This is a genomic window from Rhizobium sp. PK7-22 (genome assembly GCF_056530405.1).
The window spans coordinates 481622-498902 of the sequence record NZ_CP096513.1 but is presented as its reverse complement, the minus strand read 5'-3'; the positions used below and the strand labels follow the sequence as shown (position 1 = coordinate 498902).

Genomic DNA, 17281 nt, shown 5'->3' with positions numbered 1-17281 from the left:
AAGCCAGAAAATTGCGGCGCAGCTGTCCCTGAACGAGATGGATCGCGCTCGATATATCCGGCGAAATGCTTAACCCGGAAGACGTGCCGAAGCAGGCTATAAGCGATACGTTAAGCCTGTTTTGTCAATCTTTCTCCAGCATTAGATTCGTCTGATAGACCATGCCGTCGAACGATGGTGCAGGTGACATAATGCAACTGCTCCTAGGCGACCCCGACAGTACCAACCACGGCAGTGAAAGCGGTGGATCGTGCATGATGCACACAGTGACAGACGCCAACTATATTGATGTGCCACGCGACCTGCGTGGGCAGCCAAATGTCATGCTTAAGGCTCTCTACCGAGAGCACGCAGTGAATTTGCGACGGCAAACGACGAGACAGGGGCTGTGGATTGCGGTCCTGGTCTATCTGCTGTTTTCGATCAGCGACATCATGCTGATAGCCGATGTCGCCCCCTTCACGGTCGTAACGCGGTTTGCCATTTCTGCCGTCATGCTCTTGGGTATGGAATGGCAGGTACGCCGCGGCGGCAGTGCAGGTGCGATAGACGCCACGGCAGCACTGGCTCTTGTCCTCGCCTACGGTGGCTGGGTGTCGAGTGCCTTGATGACGTCCCAGATCGAGGTCATGGCCTACTACATGGTGTTCGGTGCGATCTTCATGATGAGCATCAACCTCTTCTTCAATTTCTCCTTCCGGCTTTCCGTGGTGGCATCGGCGGCCATAGTCCTCCTGTTCTTCGTCGCGCTGTGGTCATTTCCCCAGGACTATCATGCCTACAAGCTGATCTTCGGGCTCTTCTGCTTCTGCTGTTTCGTCTTTACCTCCTACGTCAACTGGAAGCTCAACCACGAGCGCTACCATGTGTTTCTCAACGCCATGGCGGCGAAAGCGCGGCAAGAGGAGGCGGCAGAGCGAGGGGAAGACCTGTTGAGACTGTCCAACACAGATCCTTTGACGGGTCTTGCCAACCGCCGTGCCATTGATGAGACCTTGCGTGAGCACTGGAACCAATGGCGGGGTTCTGGAAGCCCGTTTGCCGTCGTCCTGGTGGATGTCGACTTCTTCAAAAGATACAACGACTACCATGGCCATCTGGATGGGGATCATTGCCTGGTACGCGTGGCGGGGGCTCTAAAGGATCTGGCCGCCCGTCACGGCGCCGCCATTGGCCGCTACGGCGGCGAGGAATTCATACTGGTCATCGATCTGACAAGCGACGAGGACCTTGTAGCCTTCGCCGAAGTTGTTCGCGGCGCTGTTGAAGATCTCGCGCTAAGCCACGAATACCGGCGCGATGGAACGGCCATCGTGACGGTGAGTGTCGGCGCAGCGCTGACCAAAGATGAATTCCCGTCGAAACTGGAGAAGGTCATCCACCAGGCTGACCGGGCGCTCTACAGTGCCAAGGCCGCCGGCCGCAACTGTGTCAGACTGTTTGATCCCGGCGATCCCAACCACAATGACGACAGCGAGAACATCGCGGCCTTGCTGAAGATTGCAATCGAACGGGATCTCGTTTCGATGGTCTATCAGCCGATACAGGACGTCTTCAGCGGCCAGACCGTCGCTGTGGAGGCGCTGATGCGGCTTCGGATGTTGGATGGGACGCCGATTTTGCCCAGCGCCTTCATTCCCGCTGCCGAGCGCACCGGTGCGATACTCAAGCTTGGGCAATGGGCGATCCGCAGGGTCTGCGCAGATATTTTGGCCAAGGATCTGGCTCCTGTCGTGAGCGTCAATATCTCGCCGCAGCAGTTGCAGATGCCAGGATTCGCTGCCTGGGTAGCGCTGACGCTCAGCGAATATGGCATTTGCGGCGACAGGTTGGCGTTCGAGATCACCGAGGGCCAGGAGATGGAGATCCACTCCAGCCTGTTGCACTGTATCAGCAACCTCAAGGCCCTCGGCATCAAGATCTGGCTCGACGACTTCGGCACCGGCTTTGCCGGCCTCTCGTGGCTGCGGCTGATCGACTTTGACTGCGTCAAGATCGACAAGTCGTTTCTTCACGACTGCGAGACGTCCAAGGGATCCGTGATGCTGGCAGACATCGTCGTGCTGGCGCGCAACACCAGGGCAAAGATCTTGGTCGAGGGGATAGAGACTGAAGAGCAATTGGCGCTGATGCAGAGATTGCAGGTTGATCTGGGGCAGGGCTACTATCTGGGCCGGCCTGCACCCGCCAACACCCCCTACACCAGCGCCTGTGATCGGGCCGCAGCCGGCCGTTGATGGACCTTTCGACCACCCGTGGCCGCTGCCTTGCGGCGGTACGGCGGGCGCCGCTTGGGCGGTTGGGAAGGTCTGACTTCGGCAGGCGAATCCTGTCGAACGCACGCGTGGTTGCAACAGGCCGATCACCCGACTGCGACGGCGAGATGCAAGGCATCACCGGCGCGATGCCTAGGGTCTGTTGATCGGCAAACCGTGCAACTTGCGGGAAGCTCGCCGATGCGGCATGTTCTGACCCTCCATCGGTGGGGAAGGCTCGGCGGTGGCTTTGTCTGAAATCGCTCCAGCGCGTTGGGCTGCAAGCGGCATGTCTGTCCTGAAGCCCCTGATTGACAGGTTTTTCTGCGCACGCGCGCGACCCAAACCTTTCCCGGTGCAACTCAGGACACCGTCACCCGTCCCGACTTGAGCTACCGTGCGTGCTTAGAAGGCGGACGCGACGGTCAATGTCCGACTGTGCCTGTCGCTGTCCGCGTGCTTTGCCACGAGCGGCGCGCCTGCAAGGAAGATGGAAAGTGCAATCACGAAAGCTGGACCCTGATAGTGCATTTGAAACCCTCGCGTTAACGCCCTCTAAATTAAGAGGTTCAGATTAAGAGCAACTGAACAGACATAGTTAACCCTGACGCCAGCGGCATATCCGGCTTATCGTACCGCTCCTACCATTGTTACATCGTTCCTATGGGGATGCTGTACTGCTGATCGCTTCCATTCGCCACTGAGAGGCTATCGCAGGTCATTCGGGCCTGTAACGCAACCTGATCACGTCCGTGTCAATCAGGTCATGAGAAATCAGCCGCAGGGGCGGGCGGCCTCTAGCGAAATAGGGCGTCCCGTGACCCAGCACGACCGGATGCAGGTAGATGCAATATTCGTCGATCAGGCCCAGCGCCGTGAAGCTTGCCGCCAGATCCGGGCCGGCAACTTCAATATCGCCACTGTATTGTGCCTTCAGCGCAGGGATTGCGTCTTCAAGATTGCCCTTGACCAGCGAAGCGTTTGGCCCGACAGCATCAAGCGTCCGCGAAACGACCCATTTGTGTTGCCTTCGCCAGGCGGTGGCAAACGCGAGCTCCGCTTCTCCCCATTGTGGATGATCCTCGTCCCAATAGCGCATGATCTCATAGATCTTGCGACCATAGATGCTACCGACTTGGGTTTTGGCGTCTTCTATGAAGTGAGCAAAGAGTGCGGCGCTGGGGCCAAACGCCGTGTGGTCGACGTAGCCATCGAGGGATTGGTTCATTCCGAATACGATTCTCGCTGTCATGGCGTTTCCTTCCTTGAAGCCAGACGCATCGTCACGGTCGCCGCATTGCCATGCCGCGGCGCTGGCAATGGGTGGTTGCCAGCGTGTATTGTCTCTGCAGGCCTGCTCCAACGGCGCAGGGTCGAGCCAGCGGTATCGAGCCAACTGCCATCCGGCTCCCTCTGGTCGATCATGTCCTGGGGTGGTGGTCGTAGCTGTCCATGCGATATCGGTATCGGATCACGCTATCGGGCGCGCTCATGCCGCTTCATTCTCGGCGAAGGTTGCCAATTGCGCGGCCAATGCCACCCCGAAGCTTGGCCGCGCCAAACAGCGCTCCAGATAGTCGAAGACAATAGGGTGGCGGGCCAGCACCGGTTCCTCCTGCAAGCCACGCAGCACCGTCGCCATAGCGATGTCGGCAACCCCGAAGCGACCCGTCAGCCAGTCGCGCCCGACAAGCCAGCCTGCGAGTGATTTGAGCCGCAGGTCCACCAGCCGCTCGGCATGCGGCTTGAAACCGGCAACCCAGTCCTCTCCGGCATGGAAGGTGCCCGGCAGGATAAGGTTGTCGACCTTCGGCTCTATCGAATTCAGCGCAGCAAACACCCATGCCTGCGTCTGTGCAGCCTCCTGCGCATCGCGCGGTCGCAATGCGTCGGAGCGGTCGGCGATCCGCAGCAGGATTGCGCCGGATTCGAAGAGTTCGACGTCGGCGTCGCGGTAGGCGGGAACTTGGCCGAACGGCTGCCAGTGCCGATACTCCAGCGCGTCGCTGTCGCCCGGGGACAACGCGCGTACCCCGTAGTCGAACCCGGCCTCTGCCAGCGCCCACCGCGGCCGAATGTCCTTGACGAAGCCCTGCGCGAAGGGCGGAACCCAGGCGAAGGCGCTGATCTCTATCGTCATGCTACGGCCTCCGGCTCGGGTGATTGTCCCGATCGTGCACCTGTCTGCAGTATCGCCCATCTGATCCCGAAGCGATCTTCAAGAAGCCCCCAGTCGTCGCCCCAGAACTGCCGTTCGTAAGGCATGACCATCTTGCAGCCTGCGGCGACCGCGCGGCCCCACCACAGGTGCCCATCGGCGACGACCAGTTGCAGATGGCCAAAATTGGCGGACGGCGGCGCACCGTCACCGCTGTGATCGGTCAACATCAACATTCCGCCGTTGATCTGGACCTGAGCATGCATCAGGCCCGGCTGCCCATCGGGGAAGGGCAGCCTGCCACGATCCTCGGCCCCGAATGCCGCAGCGTAGAAGTCGCAGGCCTCACCCGCCTGGCCGTTCATGGCCAGGTACGGGATGACGCCCTGCATGCAGTTTGGTTCTGTCATTGGATCCTCCCCTGCGGCAGATTGAGCCGTTGTGTTCACGCGGATACTTTGATATCAAAATAATATGAGCGATACAATCCCCCCCGGTCTTCCTCAGGCGACGGTTCGCCACGTTCGCGACACCTGCCTCTGCTTGGCCACCCAGCGCGCGGCGCGCCTGCTCGCCCGGCGGTTCGACGCCGCTCTGCGCCCGTTTGGCCTGACCAACGGCCAGTTCTCTCTCATGATGGCGCTGAACCAACCGCAGCCACCTGCGATTGGGCGTCTTGCGCCCTTTCTCGGTATGGACGCATCGACGCTGACCGCAGCCGTCAAGCCGCTCGCCCGACGTGGCTTGCTGATGGTGGAACCTGACCCTGAAGACGGCCGCTTCCGCCGGCTGCGCATCACACCCGAGGGCGTGGCACTGATGCGGCAGGCCGTGGAGGTCTGGCAGGCGGAACACGCAGCACTTGAGGACAGTATGGAGGACACGCTTCCTGACACTCTTCGGCAAGGTCTGGCGGGGATCAAATAAGTATCAAAAGCAAGAGCCGGCAGCAGAAGCGACTTTTTTCGCCGCCTTCGTCGGCGTCTCCCAAGGTGCGATTGTTGCATGGGACGCGGTCGCCTCCGGTCGGTGGCAGGTTGGAGCACTGGTGTCATTTGCGGGATTTCTTGCGCCGATGCCGCTCTCACGTAAAAGCGCCAGGACGGATCCGGCTCGTCCACGGACAGGACGACCGTACGATCCCGTCTGCGGCCTCAACCGTTGCCGCAAGCCATTATCGCCAAGGCGACTTCAGCGTTGAACTGGGTGTCATGCCAACCGTGGACCACACGATGTCACCCGCCGCAGCGGAAAGGGCAGTTCAGTTTCTACACAAGAAGCGGGTCTGAGCCATGAAAAGCTGCGCCTGATGTCGAAGACAATCGCCGCAGGTGTGGATGTCGCGCGAATTTCCTCAAAAGGAGGTGCGGAAGCGCGCTGCGAAGAGGATTCTTTCGGCCCTTGCCGATGGTTAATGAAGTCCTACCTAAGCCGCTTTTTGACCGGAGCGGGTAAGATCCAATGGATGATCTGGATGCACCAGAGAGTGACGTGTGGCTTCTAGATGAGGCCAGGACGTCTCAACAGGTTGCCGCCCTGAACGAGATAGCCCGCAAGCTTCGGGAGCTGTCTGAGTTCCTCGATGGCCTAGCGACAATGCCGCTCTGCCCGCAAGATCCGTTCCCGCAGTGATGGGATGTGAGCCGCTGCAAAACAGGGTGAGTGCAAAGAGCACCGCCCAGACCGTATAACTTAAAGAAAGCTAGCGGCTGCGGTGATGCAGGCATGCCCGGCACCATCTGCAACGGCGACGGGAGTGGCGCGGGTGCTGAAGTCAGTGCTGGTGATCATGAGCAAGAGTTCGGCGCAACGTGGTCTGCCCTCTCCGACGAGGCGTGCAAAGGAGCACCATTTTGGCTTTGTGAGGAACTTCAAGCCCTGAGTACCAGTTGCAGTCGTTCTTAGCGGAGAGCAGAAGATGGACAAAAAACGTGGTTCTACAGTCCTTATCTGGGCCCTTGTCGTCGTAGCCATTGGCGCAGGCTTGGCTTGGTGGGTGATGTCGGGAACTGAGACAGCCCCCCCAGTTCCGCCGGATCGCGGCAACACGGAAGAGTCTCTTCCGGCTGGGCCTGCAGACCCCAGGCCGTAGACATCAAAGGTCCAGCGCCGCAAGCGTGGCGCCGACCAGGGCGCCCGCCCAATCTGTGGGTCGCGAGCGGTCGGGGCGGCGGGTAGCCACCCCCCTGGCGGCGGTCACGATTGCTCATCATGCGCTCTCAAAGCGCGTGCCGGAACCCTGCGACTGATCAATCTGGCGAGGGCAAGCCCATGCTTGTTCTAGGAGGCGGGCTTGATCCAGCCGATTTCACCGTGAGGCTGTTTCGTGACCAGTTGCCGCGGGGGTATCAACCGCAAGAACGCTCTGGTGTCCTGTAGCCTTGGGTGTCCCGGCGAGCTTCCCACCGGTGCCGCTACTGGACCGTCATTCACCAGCGCCTCAAGCCGCTGTCGCTGGAGTTGACGTGCCGCCAACCCTTGCTCCATCCGGTCCGAACAGATGTAGATGCTCCTGCGCGAGCGTGACCGCGACCGTCGGACCGGCCTGCAGCACAGCGCGATCCAGCGTAAACACCTTCAGCGGCATGCCGTTCAGCGTCAGATGCAGGATGATCCCGAAGCCGGTCGGCTCGATCAGATCCAGGTGCGCCGGCATGCCTTTGTCGTGTCCATCAAGAACCACGTGTTCCGGCCTGATACCGACCGTGACCTGCGCCCTGGTCAGGCCCTCCGGCACGTCATCCATGGGCATGAAGGTGCCGTCTCTCAGACGGATGCCGTGCTTTTCTGCTTGTCCCTCCAGAAAGTTCATCCCTGGCGATCCGATGAAGCCGGCGACAAACAGATTGGCGGGGCGATCGTAAAGGTCGAGCGGGCTGCCAACCTGTTGGACGATGCCGCCATGCATGGCAACGATGCGGTCGGCCAGCGTCATCGCCTCAATCTGATCATGGGTGACATAGATCGAGGTCGCCTTCAGATCGGCATGCATCTTCTTGATTTCGGCGCGCATCTGCTCGCGCAGCCTGGCATCGAGGTTCGACAGTGGCTCATCGAAAAGAAAGGCTTTCGGCTGCCGGACAATGGCCCGTCCCATGGCAACCCGCTGGCGCTGTCCCCCCGACAGGGCCTTCGGGCGCCTGGCTAGAAACGGCTCGAGACCAAGCTTCTGAGAGGCCGCCGTGACCGCCTTTGCGGCGACATCGCTGGCCACCTTGCGAAGCCTCAGACTGTAGCTCATGTTCTCTGCGACCGTCATATGCGGGTAAAGTGCATAGGACTGGAATACCATGGCGATGTCACGGTCCTTTGGATGGCGTTCGTTGACGCGCGCACCGTCGATCTGGATTTCACCGTCGGTGACGCCCTCCAGACCGGCAATCATCCGCAGCAGCGTCGACTTGCCACAGCCCGACGGTCCCACCAGCACCACGAACTCGCCGTCGGCAATTTCGAGATCAACGCCATGTAGAACGAGGAAGGTGCCATAGGCCTTCTTGAGGTTCTTGATCGAGATAGAAGCCATAAGATCAACCTTTGACTGCGCCGGCCGTCAGGCCCTGCACCAGATAGCGTTGAATGAGAAGGAAGAAGAAGCCGGCGGGGATGAGCGCCAGGATGCCAGCCGCCATCATCTGCCCGAAGTCCACCGAGAACTTTGACACGAAGGTCAGCAGTCCGACCGGAAAGGTGGCCGCATCGTTGCCGTTGATCAACATCAGCGCGAACAGGAGTTCGCTCCAGGCGGCGGTGAAGACAAATCCCAGGGTTGCGGCAATGCCCGGCAGTGTCAGCGGCAGGATGATCTGGCGAAACGCTGTGAACCGCGTTGCGCCATCAATCATCGCCGCTTCCTCGAGATCCTTGGGGATGCCGTCGAAGAAGGACTGCATCAGGAAGGTCGCAAACGGTACGTTAAAGGCGCTGTAGACGATCACCAGCCCCGTCAGACTGTTGGTCAGCCCCAGCGGCGACAGGATCTTGAAGATCGGTGCGACCAGCATGACCAGCGGAAACATCTGGGTGAGAAGCATCAAGGCGACGATCCAGTATTTGCTGCGGAAACTGAAGCGGGACAGCGCGTAGCCCGACAGCGAGGCCAGCAAGGTGACGATCACGGCCGTCGAGCCCGAGACGATGACGCTGTTCTTGAAGAAGGTCGGAAAGGCGCTGTGGCGCAAAACGTGTGCATAGTGCTCGAAGGTCGTGGCCGACGGCCACATCCTGACCCCTTCTGAATAGAGCAGGTCGTTGGGTGTTACCGAGACCTTCAGCAGCCAGAACAGTGGGAAAAGCGAAAAGACGACATAGCCGAGAATGGCGAGCCGGTGGGCGATCGTCGGGAGGAGGCCGGCTTGCATCGTCTAATCCTTGCTCATCAGCGACTGGCGCAACAGAATGATCACCATCGAATAGGCCATCAGCAGGCCGAGCAACACGAGAGCGATGGCGGAGGCATAGCCGAAGTCCAGACGTCTGAAGGCCTGGGTGAAGATATAGCTGGCGACGATTTGGGTACGGTCTGCCGGGCCGCCGCCGGTCATCACCACGATGAGATCGGCGAAGTTGGAAATCCACACCGTGCGCAACAGAACGGTAATGGCAATCGTCGGCGCAAGGAACGGCAGGGTGATGGATGTGAAGCGCTGAAATCCGTTGGCGCCGTCGATCGACGCGGCCTCGTAGAGATCGCGCGGAATGGCCTGCAGGGCAGCCAGCAGAGTGATGGCAAAGAAGGGGATCCCCCACCAGACGTTGGCGATGATCGGCCCCCACATGGCATAATGCGGATCCGAGAGCAGGTTGGTCGGCTCAGCAATGAGGCCAAGGGCAAACAGCCAGTGTGGCAAAGGACCGATCACTGGATTGAACAGCCATGCCCAGTTGAGACCCGCCAGGAAAGAGGGCACCGCCCAGGGGAGGAAGACCAGCGCCTGCACCACGCCGCGGCCCCAGAAGGGCTTGTCGAGCAGAAGCGCAAGGATCAGCCCGAAGGTGAACTGCAGCAGGACCGAGGCTCCGGTCCACCACAGCGTGTTCTTCAGCGCCCTGTAGAAGCCGGTATCCTGGCCGAGTGCCTTGAAATGATCGAGACCGATAAAGCCACCGGAGAACGGGTTGAGAAGCTGGATGTCGCGGAATGCATAGGAAATCCCAAGCGTGAGGGGGACCAGCATCACGGTCACGATCAGGATCAGCGCTGGCGCGCTGTACAGGTATGGTTCTGAGCCATCGGCCAGCCGCTTCAGCCACGGCTTGCGCTTGTACCCTCCCATTGTGGCAGCCCGGTTCATCGCGGTCGTTCCCGTTTGCGCTGTCGCGTTCCTGTTGAAAGCCACCGGCGGCGCCTGGCCGCCGGTGTCCGCCGTGTGCAAGCCTGCTATTGCTTGGCGATATGCTTCTGTTGCGCCTTCGTCAGGTAGTCAGCCCACTGGTCGGCGAGCTGTTCGGCGCTGATGTCGCCGAGCAGCGCTTCCTGCGAGCTGCTGATGGCCAGCGAGTCCTTGAAGAAGGCAAATTCCTCCAGGTACGTCGGCATCACGGTGGGCACCGTGTCGGGATCGGCAAGCTCTTCGAACCATCCCTTGAACTGCTCGCCGGCGAAGAAGGGATCCTGCTCTGCCGAGGTGTAGGCCGGCAACGCACCGATGCGCTTGTTCCACTCCAAATTGCCTTCCCGGCTTTGCAGTGTGGAGATCAGCTTCCAGGACAGATCCTTGTTGTCGCTGTCGGCAAACATCGACCAGCCGGCGTAGCCGATAGTCGGGAAGGACTTGCCATCAGGCCCCTTGGGCAGCGGCGCGACAGCGAAATCTTCCGCCTTCATGCGCTCGGCAATGGCAATCAGCGCATCGGGATCCTGGTCCAGGAAGGCACATGTCCCGGAGTAGAAGCCAGCAACCACCTCGTTGAAGCCCCAGTTGACGCTGTCCTTTGGCGCGTAACCCTTCTGGTAGAGGTCGACCATCCATTGCAGCCCTTTCGTCCACCCTTGCGTGTTGAGGGTCGAGGTGCCGTCTTCGGTGAAATAGCTGTTGTTGCCGGCCATCGAGGCGCCGAAGATCATCCAGCCGTTCAGGCCGCCGGCGCCGCCGCGCATGCAGTAGCCATATTTGCCTGGCAGCTTTGACACCGCCGCGGAGGCGGCCATGAAGTCGTCCATGGTCTTTGGCGGCTCCGAGATGCCGGCCTCGGAAAGCAGCTTCTTGTTGTAGAACATGGCCCGCAGGTAGAAGCCGTAGGGTAGCATATAGGCGGTGTTGTCGACCTCTCGGCCCAGTTCCAGCGCGCGGGGCGTCAGCTCCTTGGTGTTGTCCCAGGTGTCCAGATAGGGCTCGAGGCTTTCAAGCATGCCGTTGTTGGCATAGAGCGACAGCCAGGTGTCGGGCATCTCCATCACGTCGGGCGTGTCTCCGGCCGAGACCATGGTGGCAAACTTCTGGAACGCCTCGTTCCATGGCAGCGAGATGATCTCCACGGTGGTGCCGGGATTATCCGCCTCGAAAGTCGACACGATCGACCGCAGGGTCTGCGTGCGTTCGGGGCTGGTGATGACTTCGACGAGTTTGAGCGTCTCGGCAAAGGCGGCGCTGCCGAGCAGCGACGTAAACAGGGCGGCACTTATCAGCGTCTTGATCATGATCTTTCTCCCAGTTGGTGTTGACTGTCGTCAGGTGGCTGCGTCGATGGCCTCCTGAAGATCGCTCCATAGCGCCTCGGTTCCCTCGAGACCGACATGGAGACGAACGGATCTTGCACTGATGCCGAAGGCATGTGCGGAATTCGGCTGCGATTTTTGCTGGAGGACCACTTGGCCCGGCACGATCAGGCTTTCGTGCCCGCCCCAGCTGACACCCAGCTTGAAGAGCTTGAGGCGATCGCAAAAGGCGCGGATGTCGACGCCATCGGCAAAGACGAACGAGAAAAGGCCAGAGGTGCCGCGCAATCCCGGCGGCAGCTGGTTCATCAGGCCCGGATGGCAGACCTGATCGACCGCCTGGTGCGCCTGCAGCCGTCGTGCGATCTCAAGCGCCGATGCTTCGTGGGCTTTCATCCGGATCGGCAAGGTGCGCAACCCGCGGATCAGCAGCCAGGCGTCGAAGGGTGACAGCTTGCCACCGAGATAGGGATAGGTCTCCGAACGGATGCGGGCGATCATCTCTTTCGATCCGGCAACGACGCCGGCGACCACGTCGCTGTGGCCGCCGAGATATTTCGAGGCGGAATGGACGACGAGGTCGACGCCAAGCGTGAGCGGTTGCTGGAAGATCGGGCTGGCCCAGCTGTTGTCGATCACCGAAACGACGCCGTGGCGCCGGGCCAACTTTGCCAGGGTACCGACGTCGTGCGCTTCCATGACCCAACTGGTGGGGCTTTCCATGTAGAACAGCTTGGCGCCGGCCAGCGCTTCATCAACCGCCATCTCGTCGCGGCCATCCACGTAGGTCACCTCGATCTGCATCCGTTTGAGGATTGTCCCGAACAAACGGAAGGCATCCGGATAGACATGGCGCACGGCGACGATGCGGTCGCCGGGCGAAACCACACTCAAGACGGTGGCGGAAATGGCTGCCATGCCACTGGCAAATCCCAGCGCGTCCTCGGCGCATTCCAGCTTTGCCAGCATCTCTTCGAAGGCGCGCACCGTCGGGTTGAGGCCGCGCGTATAGATCGGCCTGACGATCTCGCCGCGGTAGGCCGCGATCATCTGATCGTAGTCGCTGAAGGTGAACAGCGATGTCTGGACGATCGGTGGAACAACCGCGTCATAGGCGTTGCCCTCGTCGTGGGCAACGATCAACGAGGCAAGATCAGCGGGATGGCCTGCATTCATTTCGACATTTCCTTGATGTCTTCCTCAACGATCTCAAGGATCTTGAGGGTCTCGGCTCTGGCTGCTTCAACGTCCTGCGCGGCAATGGCTTCAAACAGCGTGCGGTGAAACGGGAAGGATCGGCGTGCAAAGTCGAAGCGCTCGAAAGGATGGCTCCAGAAGCGCTCGAAGGTCTCGCGCATCTGCTCCAGCAACTGTCGAAACAGCGGGTTGTGGGTGGCGTCGTAGACGGCCAGGTGAAAGGCAAGGTCCTCGGGCCCCGACGCGCCCTTCTCGTGATGAACGCGCTCCATCTCTGTCAGCTTCGCTTCAATGTCGGCAAGATCGTCGGGGGTGCGGACTTGCGCGGCAACCATGCCCGCTTCGCATTCGAGGGCGCGCCGGACCTGAAGTGTCTGCAGCAGGCCATCACGTAGATTGGTGCTGTCGAGCGACAATGGCATGTGGATCGTTGCCCGCGAGACCGACTTGAGCAGATAGTTGCCGCTGCCCTTGCGCGTCTCGATGACGCCGAGCGCTTGAAAGTGGCGCAGCACCTCGCGGATCGTTGAGCGGCCCACCGCAAGCGCCTCCATCAACTCGCGCTCTGCCGGAAGTCGGTCTCCTGACTTCAGCTGCGCGCTCGTCACGTAATCGATGAGGGCGTCCGTGACCTGCCTGGCTCGACTGGTAGAGGGCAGCGGGGAGATCTTCACAACACCGTCCGGAATTGGTCTGACATCCGACCAACAGAACCGGTCACTGCCCGGATGTCAAGTCTTCGCAGACACATGACGTTACAGGCACCGCTTCTGCAGTCGGCTGAGAACACAGGGTTTCTGCGAGCAGTGGGAACGGAAGCGGGGCTTTGGGAGACGTCGTGAGGACGGCGGACATAGTGCTTTGGACAAGGCTCAGCTGCAGTTGTGCAGTCGCAAACACTCTCGGATGACCCGCGGGGGTATGTTGCGCTGATCGCAGGACAAACATCTTTAAGGCCGCCTTTGCGGTTGCCTATCTTTGGTTGATGGACGCTTGCCCACGCAGTGTCTAAGCCGGTCGTTCAATCGTAGAGGAAGCAATCGAGCCGGCTGTACGGATCTGGACAAGCCGACCTTTTCAGCGAACTCGGGCCGGCAACCGACGGTCGCTCGGACCTGCGCTATCACTTCCTTTGCGCTGTGATCAGACATTGAAGCTGCTCGCGAGACGCTTAGACGGTGGTGAAGGCAGAGCTTCGCGATGTCTCAGCTGAGACGAACGCGATCGCGACGGTATCCGCAACGATCTTTGGCGCAAAAGACACTGCAGAAGTAGGCCCAACGAAGACACTGATGGCCGGTTGCGGCCAGCAAAATGGCATTGGCAGGCGATCGGCCTTTGCCGCAAGCACTGGCCCTAAGGTGCGCCATTCGCCTATGCGACGCCATCAGACGTCAATTCCGAATTCCTAATGCCTTGAGGAGGGCACTCGTAGCCATCGAAACGGCTCCTGTCGAAGGGGTGGGCGAGAGGAGCCGCTGGGCTGGCGCGGCGCAGGGGAAGGCGTCGCCCGCGGCGACAATTGTAAAGGAGTCGTCGCTGTTCATCTCGGCGACCAGCCTCCTTGTGGGTTCGACCAGATCGGTGGCAACCTGCAGATAGCTGTAGATGGATGCCTTGTCTCGCTCCTGACATACCGTCAGGACATAGGTGGCGACCGTTTGCCAGGAGGCCGACGTTGCATCCACCGCATCGATCTGCTGCATCTCTCTTCTCCAAGCTGAGGCGCTCGTGGCGCCGGCTGCTACAAACATTGATTTTGTACGGTCTGTGTCTCTCCTAGGCAATCGTATGTTTCTAGAATAGCAACAGCATCTTTGTGTCGTGGGGTAGTTGGTTTCGCAACAGCACGGTCATTCCGCTCATCTAAGCCGGTGTCCACACGGGCACGAACGGCTCGGGTCCCGTCGCCGGCCGGGATTGGTAGCAGGACACTTCGCACAGCCTCTTCGCAGGCTTGTGTTCACCCTCTGGGTGTTGGTCAGGGTCCAACACCCAGACTTTCCGAGCCTCATGGCATTGCCGATGTCTTCGATATCGCACCGTGGCCTAGGCTTCGCCGCGATCAGACGGTGACGGCTTCTTCTTACGTTGGATGTCGAGGTAGCGAGCGCGGAGCTCGCCGATGTCGATGATGCCGTTGATCCAGTCGTCAACGGCCGCGAGAAAACGCGGATCATCGTCAAATGGCGTGCCGCTTGCCTTGAGCCGTGCAGAAACCTTCGCGTAGACGGCGCGCCGTACGTCTATTTTCATAAGGCCCGGCTCCACTGCAACTGGCGCCTTGATCATACGCTGATTCGGAGACGGCACCCAAGGTTCGCGTACCCCTTTGTCCCATGCGGGCTCTTCGGGATTTGCGTCTTGGCCGAGTGTTACCTAGCGGCTGAGCCCGGGTCATCCCAGCGGCAGTCTGCGCCAGTCGTGGTATACCATTGGCCGCATTGCGAGGGACTGTCAGAATCTGCATCCCATAAGCTCCGGACGTGAGCGGGACGGTCATGCGGAACGCCCCGCGCGGGGGAAGTCGGCCCCGCCTCTCCCTGCGGGTCGCTATGCTGAGGCTCCTGCGGCATCCCTTTGTCCGCGCGGGACGTGACGAGAATTCCCGACATCCTGCCCGAAATCGGGCGCCGCTATGCTGATGTCTCCGATACTCTTCATTTCATGCTATCTCGCCCAGCCTGCCGTCGGGCACACGGCAGGCGTGCCGGCCGGCGGCTGCGGTGGCTGCTGCTGCCAGCGGAGCTGCTTGACGAGCGGCCACAGTTTGGGGCAGACGCCTGGTTGCTTGGTCAGCTCGTCGGGCCTGCCGGCAAGGTTAGGGTTGACTGGCAGAGTTCAGCCGAGGGCGCCATCAGCGATCAGGATCCTGCCTATCTTGACCAGAGCGCTCAACGGCGTTCCCGCGTCGAGGCCCACGGCAGCGACAAGCGAGGCGACCGCATAGGCCTTCCATAGGCCGCCCCACTGGGTCAGAGCGTAAATGGTGCAAAGGGAGTGCACACTCCAGGCATAAAAGCCGAGCATGAAACCGGCTTCACTGCCCTCGTCGCTGTAGGCGCCGACAAGACTTGAGACGATGAGGACGGCAAGGAGCGGCGCCTGACCGAACACCAGCCGCGTCACCATCGAAGTACTGCTTCTACCGCCCATGTCGTTGTCCTTCAGAAGCTCGCCGGTCCCCAATCCCTAGGGAAACAACTATGGCAGCCACCGTTCCCTTCAAGAGCTTTCTCGCTGGCCAGATGTGGTCCCGCAGTCGTCAAGTCTTCGCAACCAGCAACCTGCTCACCATAACCGCTCGGTGGCCACGGCCGGTCCTCGCCTCGTCTTGTCTCCGTGTTAACAGAGGCAGCGCAATGGGGGCCGCATGAGCCGCCATTGTCTTCCAAAGAAGAACAAAAGTCGCAACAGGGCGTTGTCTGGTGCCCTCGCTTTACCTGGTCAACGCGCTATGTCATTCCTGCAGTTTGAGGATCACATGACGAAACATACTGATGATAAGGCCCTGACCGGGGTGACCGGATTGGATGATGTTCTTGCCGGGGGCTTGACCCGCGGTCATGTCTTTTTGCTGGAGGGCTCTCCGGGAGCCGGGAAAACCACGATCGCCTTGCAGTTCCTGACGCAGGGTGCAGAGCAGGGGGAACGCTGTCTCTACATCAGCCTCTCGGAGAGTGAACAAGAGCTGCGTGACAGTGCACGCTCCCACGGAATTGAGATCAACGCTGCCATCGAAATCTTTGAGCTGGTTCCGCCCGAGAGCCTGCTGGATGCCGACCAGCAGCAGAGCCTTCTCTACTCCTCCGACCTGGAACTGGGCGAGACGACCAAGCTGATCTTTGAGAGCTTCGAGCGCGTCAAGCCGCATCGGGTGGTGATCGACAGCCTGTCGGAGATCCGCCTGCTGGCACAAAGCTCGCTGCGCTATCGACGACAGATCCTGGCGTTGAAGCATTACTTCTCGCGATCGGATGCGACGGTTCTGCTTCTCGATGACATGACGGCCGACACGCTGGACAAGACGGTCCATAGTGTTGTCCATGGCGTCATCCACCTGGAGCAGCTCGTCCCCGACTACGGTGCGGAACGGCGAAGACTGCGGATCGTCAAATATCGCGGCCAGGCATTTCGCGGCGGCTACCATGACTTCGTCATCCGTACCGGTGGCGTGACAGTATTCCCGCGATTGCGGGCGATAGAACACAAGACGGCGTTTCAGCGCACGACGCTCACGAGTGGTATTGCGGAGTTGGACGCCTTGCTGGGCGGCGGTGTCGAGCGTGGCTCTGGAACCCTGCTGATCGGTCCGGCCGGTACCGGCAAGAGCCTCTTTGCGCTTCAATTCGTGGCGGCGTCAATCGAACGCGGCGGCAAGGCAGCCATTTTCGTATTCGACGAAGAGCTTGGCTTGCTGTTTGCCCGGACCAAGGCCATCGGGCTGGACCTGGAGGCGATGCGCGACCAGGGTAGCCTGCATATCGAGCAGCTGGATGCTGCCGAGCTGTCTCCGGGCGAGTTCGCCCAGCGGGTGAGAGAACGGGTTGCTGACTTCGATGCCGGCGTCGTGGTCATCGACAGCATCAATGGCTATCAGGCCTCGATGCCGGAAGAAAATGCCCTGATTCTCCACGTGCACGAGCTGTTGCAGTTTCTCAACCGGCAAGGCACCAACACCTTCCTGACAGTTGCGCAGCATGGGCTCGTCGGCGACATGAAGTCGCCGGTGGACATTACCTATATTGCTGACACGGTGATCCTGCTGCGCTACTTCGAGGCCTACGGCAAGGTGCGGCGGGCCATCTCCGTCATCAAGAAGCGCACCGGCGCACATGAAGACACGATTCGCGAATATCGCATCGATCGGAGCGGGCTGATTCTGGGGGAGCCGATATCGGGCTTCCAGGGCGTCCTTCGCGGAGTGCCGACGCTGGTGGGCGATACACAATCGCTGCTGGATCCTCCAGAAGGAGAGCACGGCCATATCTGACGGCAACCCCATCGGACTGA

The 17281-nt window shown here is 60.4% G+C and carries 15 protein-coding genes; 3 read left to right on the top strand and 12 right to left on the bottom strand.

Going from position 1 to position 17281, the window contains the following annotated elements; genetic code table 11:
• Window positions 1–254: 254 nt before the first annotated feature.
• The gene (locus M1E10_RS02465; RefSeq protein WP_499172550.1) at window positions 255–2237 is read left to right on the top strand and encodes a putative bifunctional diguanylate cyclase/phosphodiesterase; all 1983 of its coding nucleotides are present in this window, start codon (window positions 255–257) and stop codon (window positions 2235–2237) included.
• Window positions 2238–2973: 736 nt separating this feature from the next.
• Here the strand turns inward: M1E10_RS02465 and M1E10_RS02460 are convergent.
• The 3 genes from M1E10_RS02460 to M1E10_RS02450 form a co-directional block, all read right to left on the bottom strand.
• Window positions 2974–3507, bottom strand: coding sequence for a dihydrofolate reductase family protein (locus tag M1E10_RS02460; RefSeq protein ID WP_499172548.1), 534 nt, complete (start codon window positions 3505–3507; stop codon window positions 2974–2976).
• 237 nt (window positions 3508–3744) lie between these two features.
• Complete coding sequence (locus tag M1E10_RS02455) at window positions 3745–4395, bottom strand: glutathione S-transferase family protein (RefSeq protein WP_499172546.1); 651 nt, start codon at window positions 4393–4395, stop codon at window positions 3745–3747.
• Window positions 4392–4823: a VOC family protein gene (locus M1E10_RS02450; RefSeq protein WP_499172545.1), complete on the bottom strand. Its 432-nt coding sequence runs from the start codon at window positions 4821–4823 to the stop codon at window positions 4392–4394. The genes M1E10_RS02455 and M1E10_RS02450 overlap by 4 nt, the downstream gene beginning before the upstream one ends.
• A gap of 64 nt (window positions 4824–4887) precedes the next feature.
• On the opposite strand from M1E10_RS02450, the gene M1E10_RS02445 reads away from it, so the two are divergent.
• Entirely contained in the window at window positions 4888–5340 is a 453-nt protein-coding gene (locus M1E10_RS02445) for a MarR family winged helix-turn-helix transcriptional regulator (RefSeq protein ID WP_499172544.1), read from the top strand.
• Window positions 5341–6853: 1513 nt separating this feature from the next.
• Here M1E10_RS02445 and M1E10_RS02440 read toward each other — a convergent pair.
• The 9 genes from M1E10_RS02440 to M1E10_RS02400 form a co-directional block, all read right to left on the bottom strand.
• On the bottom strand, window positions 6854–7939 hold the full coding sequence (locus tag M1E10_RS02440) for an ABC transporter ATP-binding protein (RefSeq protein ID WP_499172543.1): 1086 nt from the start codon (window positions 7937–7939) through the stop codon (window positions 6854–6856).
• A 4-nt stretch (window positions 7940–7943) separates the two neighbouring features.
• Window positions 7944–8774: a carbohydrate ABC transporter permease gene (locus tag M1E10_RS02435; RefSeq protein WP_499172542.1), complete on the bottom strand. Its 831-nt coding sequence runs from the start codon at window positions 8772–8774 to the stop codon at window positions 7944–7946.
• 3 nt (window positions 8775–8777) lie between these two features.
• Window positions 8778–9707, bottom strand: coding sequence for a carbohydrate ABC transporter permease (locus tag M1E10_RS02430; protein ID WP_499172541.1), 930 nt, complete (start codon window positions 9705–9707; stop codon window positions 8778–8780).
• An 86-nt stretch (window positions 9708–9793) separates the two neighbouring features.
• Window positions 9794–11050, bottom strand: a complete 1257-nt coding sequence (locus tag M1E10_RS02425; protein ID WP_499173443.1) for an ABC transporter substrate-binding protein — start codon at window positions 11048–11050, stop codon at window positions 9794–9796.
• A gap of 33 nt (window positions 11051–11083) precedes the next feature.
• Entirely contained in the window at window positions 11084–12247 is a 1164-nt protein-coding gene (locus tag M1E10_RS02420) for a PLP-dependent transferase (RefSeq protein WP_499172540.1), read from the bottom strand.
• A complete protein-coding gene (locus M1E10_RS02415) occupies window positions 12244–12942 on the bottom strand; it encodes a FadR/GntR family transcriptional regulator (protein WP_499172538.1) in 699 nt (232 codons plus the stop codon). The genes M1E10_RS02420 and M1E10_RS02415 overlap by 4 nt, the downstream gene beginning before the upstream one ends.
• Window positions 12943–13662: 720 nt before the next feature.
• Window positions 13663–13974, bottom strand: coding sequence for a hypothetical protein (locus M1E10_RS02410; RefSeq protein ID WP_499172537.1), 312 nt, complete (start codon window positions 13972–13974; stop codon window positions 13663–13665).
• Window positions 13975–14317: 343 nt separating this feature from the next.
• Window positions 14318–14560: a hypothetical protein gene (locus tag M1E10_RS02405; RefSeq protein ID WP_499172536.1), complete on the bottom strand. Its 243-nt coding sequence runs from the start codon at window positions 14558–14560 to the stop codon at window positions 14318–14320.
• A gap of 549 nt (window positions 14561–15109) precedes the next feature.
• A complete protein-coding gene (locus M1E10_RS02400) occupies window positions 15110–15424 on the bottom strand; it encodes a hypothetical protein (RefSeq protein WP_499172535.1) in 315 nt (104 codons plus the stop codon).
• Window positions 15425–15752: 328 nt separating this feature from the next.
• On the opposite strand from M1E10_RS02400, the gene M1E10_RS02395 reads away from it, so the two are divergent.
• Window positions 15753–17261 (top strand): P-loop NTPase family protein, encoded by a 1509-nt coding sequence (locus M1E10_RS02395; RefSeq protein WP_499172534.1) that lies wholly within the window; start codon window positions 15753–15755, stop codon window positions 17259–17261.
• Window positions 17262–17281 lie beyond the last annotated feature (20 nt).

Coding starts and splice junctions, on each gene's coding strand:
- M1E10_RS02465 (WP_499172550.1), top strand. CDS start 255: ATGATGCACACAGTGACAGACGCCAACTATATTGATGTGCCACGCGAC.
- M1E10_RS02460 (WP_499172548.1), bottom strand. CDS start 3,507: ATGACAGCGAGAATCGTATTCGGAATGAACCAATCCCTCGATGGCTAC.
- M1E10_RS02455 (WP_499172546.1), bottom strand. CDS start 4,395: ATGACGATAGAGATCAGCGCCTTCGCCTGGGTTCCGCCCTTCGCGCAG.
- M1E10_RS02450 (WP_499172545.1), bottom strand. CDS start 4,823: ATGACAGAACCAAACTGCATGCAGGGCGTCATCCCGTACCTGGCCATG.
- M1E10_RS02445 (WP_499172544.1), top strand. CDS start 4,888: ATGAGCGATACAATCCCCCCCGGTCTTCCTCAGGCGACGGTTCGCCAC.
- M1E10_RS02440 (WP_499172543.1), bottom strand. CDS start 7,939: ATGGCTTCTATCTCGATCAAGAACCTCAAGAAGGCCTATGGCACCTTC.
- M1E10_RS02435 (WP_499172542.1), bottom strand. CDS start 8,774: ATGCAAGCCGGCCTCCTCCCGACGATCGCCCACCGGCTCGCCATTCTC.
- M1E10_RS02430 (WP_499172541.1), bottom strand. CDS start 9,707: ATGAACCGGGCTGCCACAATGGGAGGGTACAAGCGCAAGCCGTGGCTG.
- M1E10_RS02420 (WP_499172540.1), bottom strand. CDS start 12,247: ATGAATGCAGGCCATCCCGCTGATCTTGCCTCGTTGATCGTTGCCCAC.
- M1E10_RS02410 (WP_499172537.1), bottom strand. CDS start 13,974: ATGCAGCAGATCGATGCGGTGGATGCAACGTCGGCCTCCTGGCAAACG.
- M1E10_RS02405 (WP_499172536.1), bottom strand. CDS start 14,560: ATGATCAAGGCGCCAGTTGCAGTGGAGCCGGGCCTTATGAAAATAGAC.
- M1E10_RS02400 (WP_499172535.1), bottom strand. CDS start 15,424: ATGGGCGGTAGAAGCAGTACTTCGATGGTGACGCGGCTGGTGTTCGGT.
- M1E10_RS02395 (WP_499172534.1), top strand. CDS start 15,753: ATGACGAAACATACTGATGATAAGGCCCTGACCGGGGTGACCGGATTG.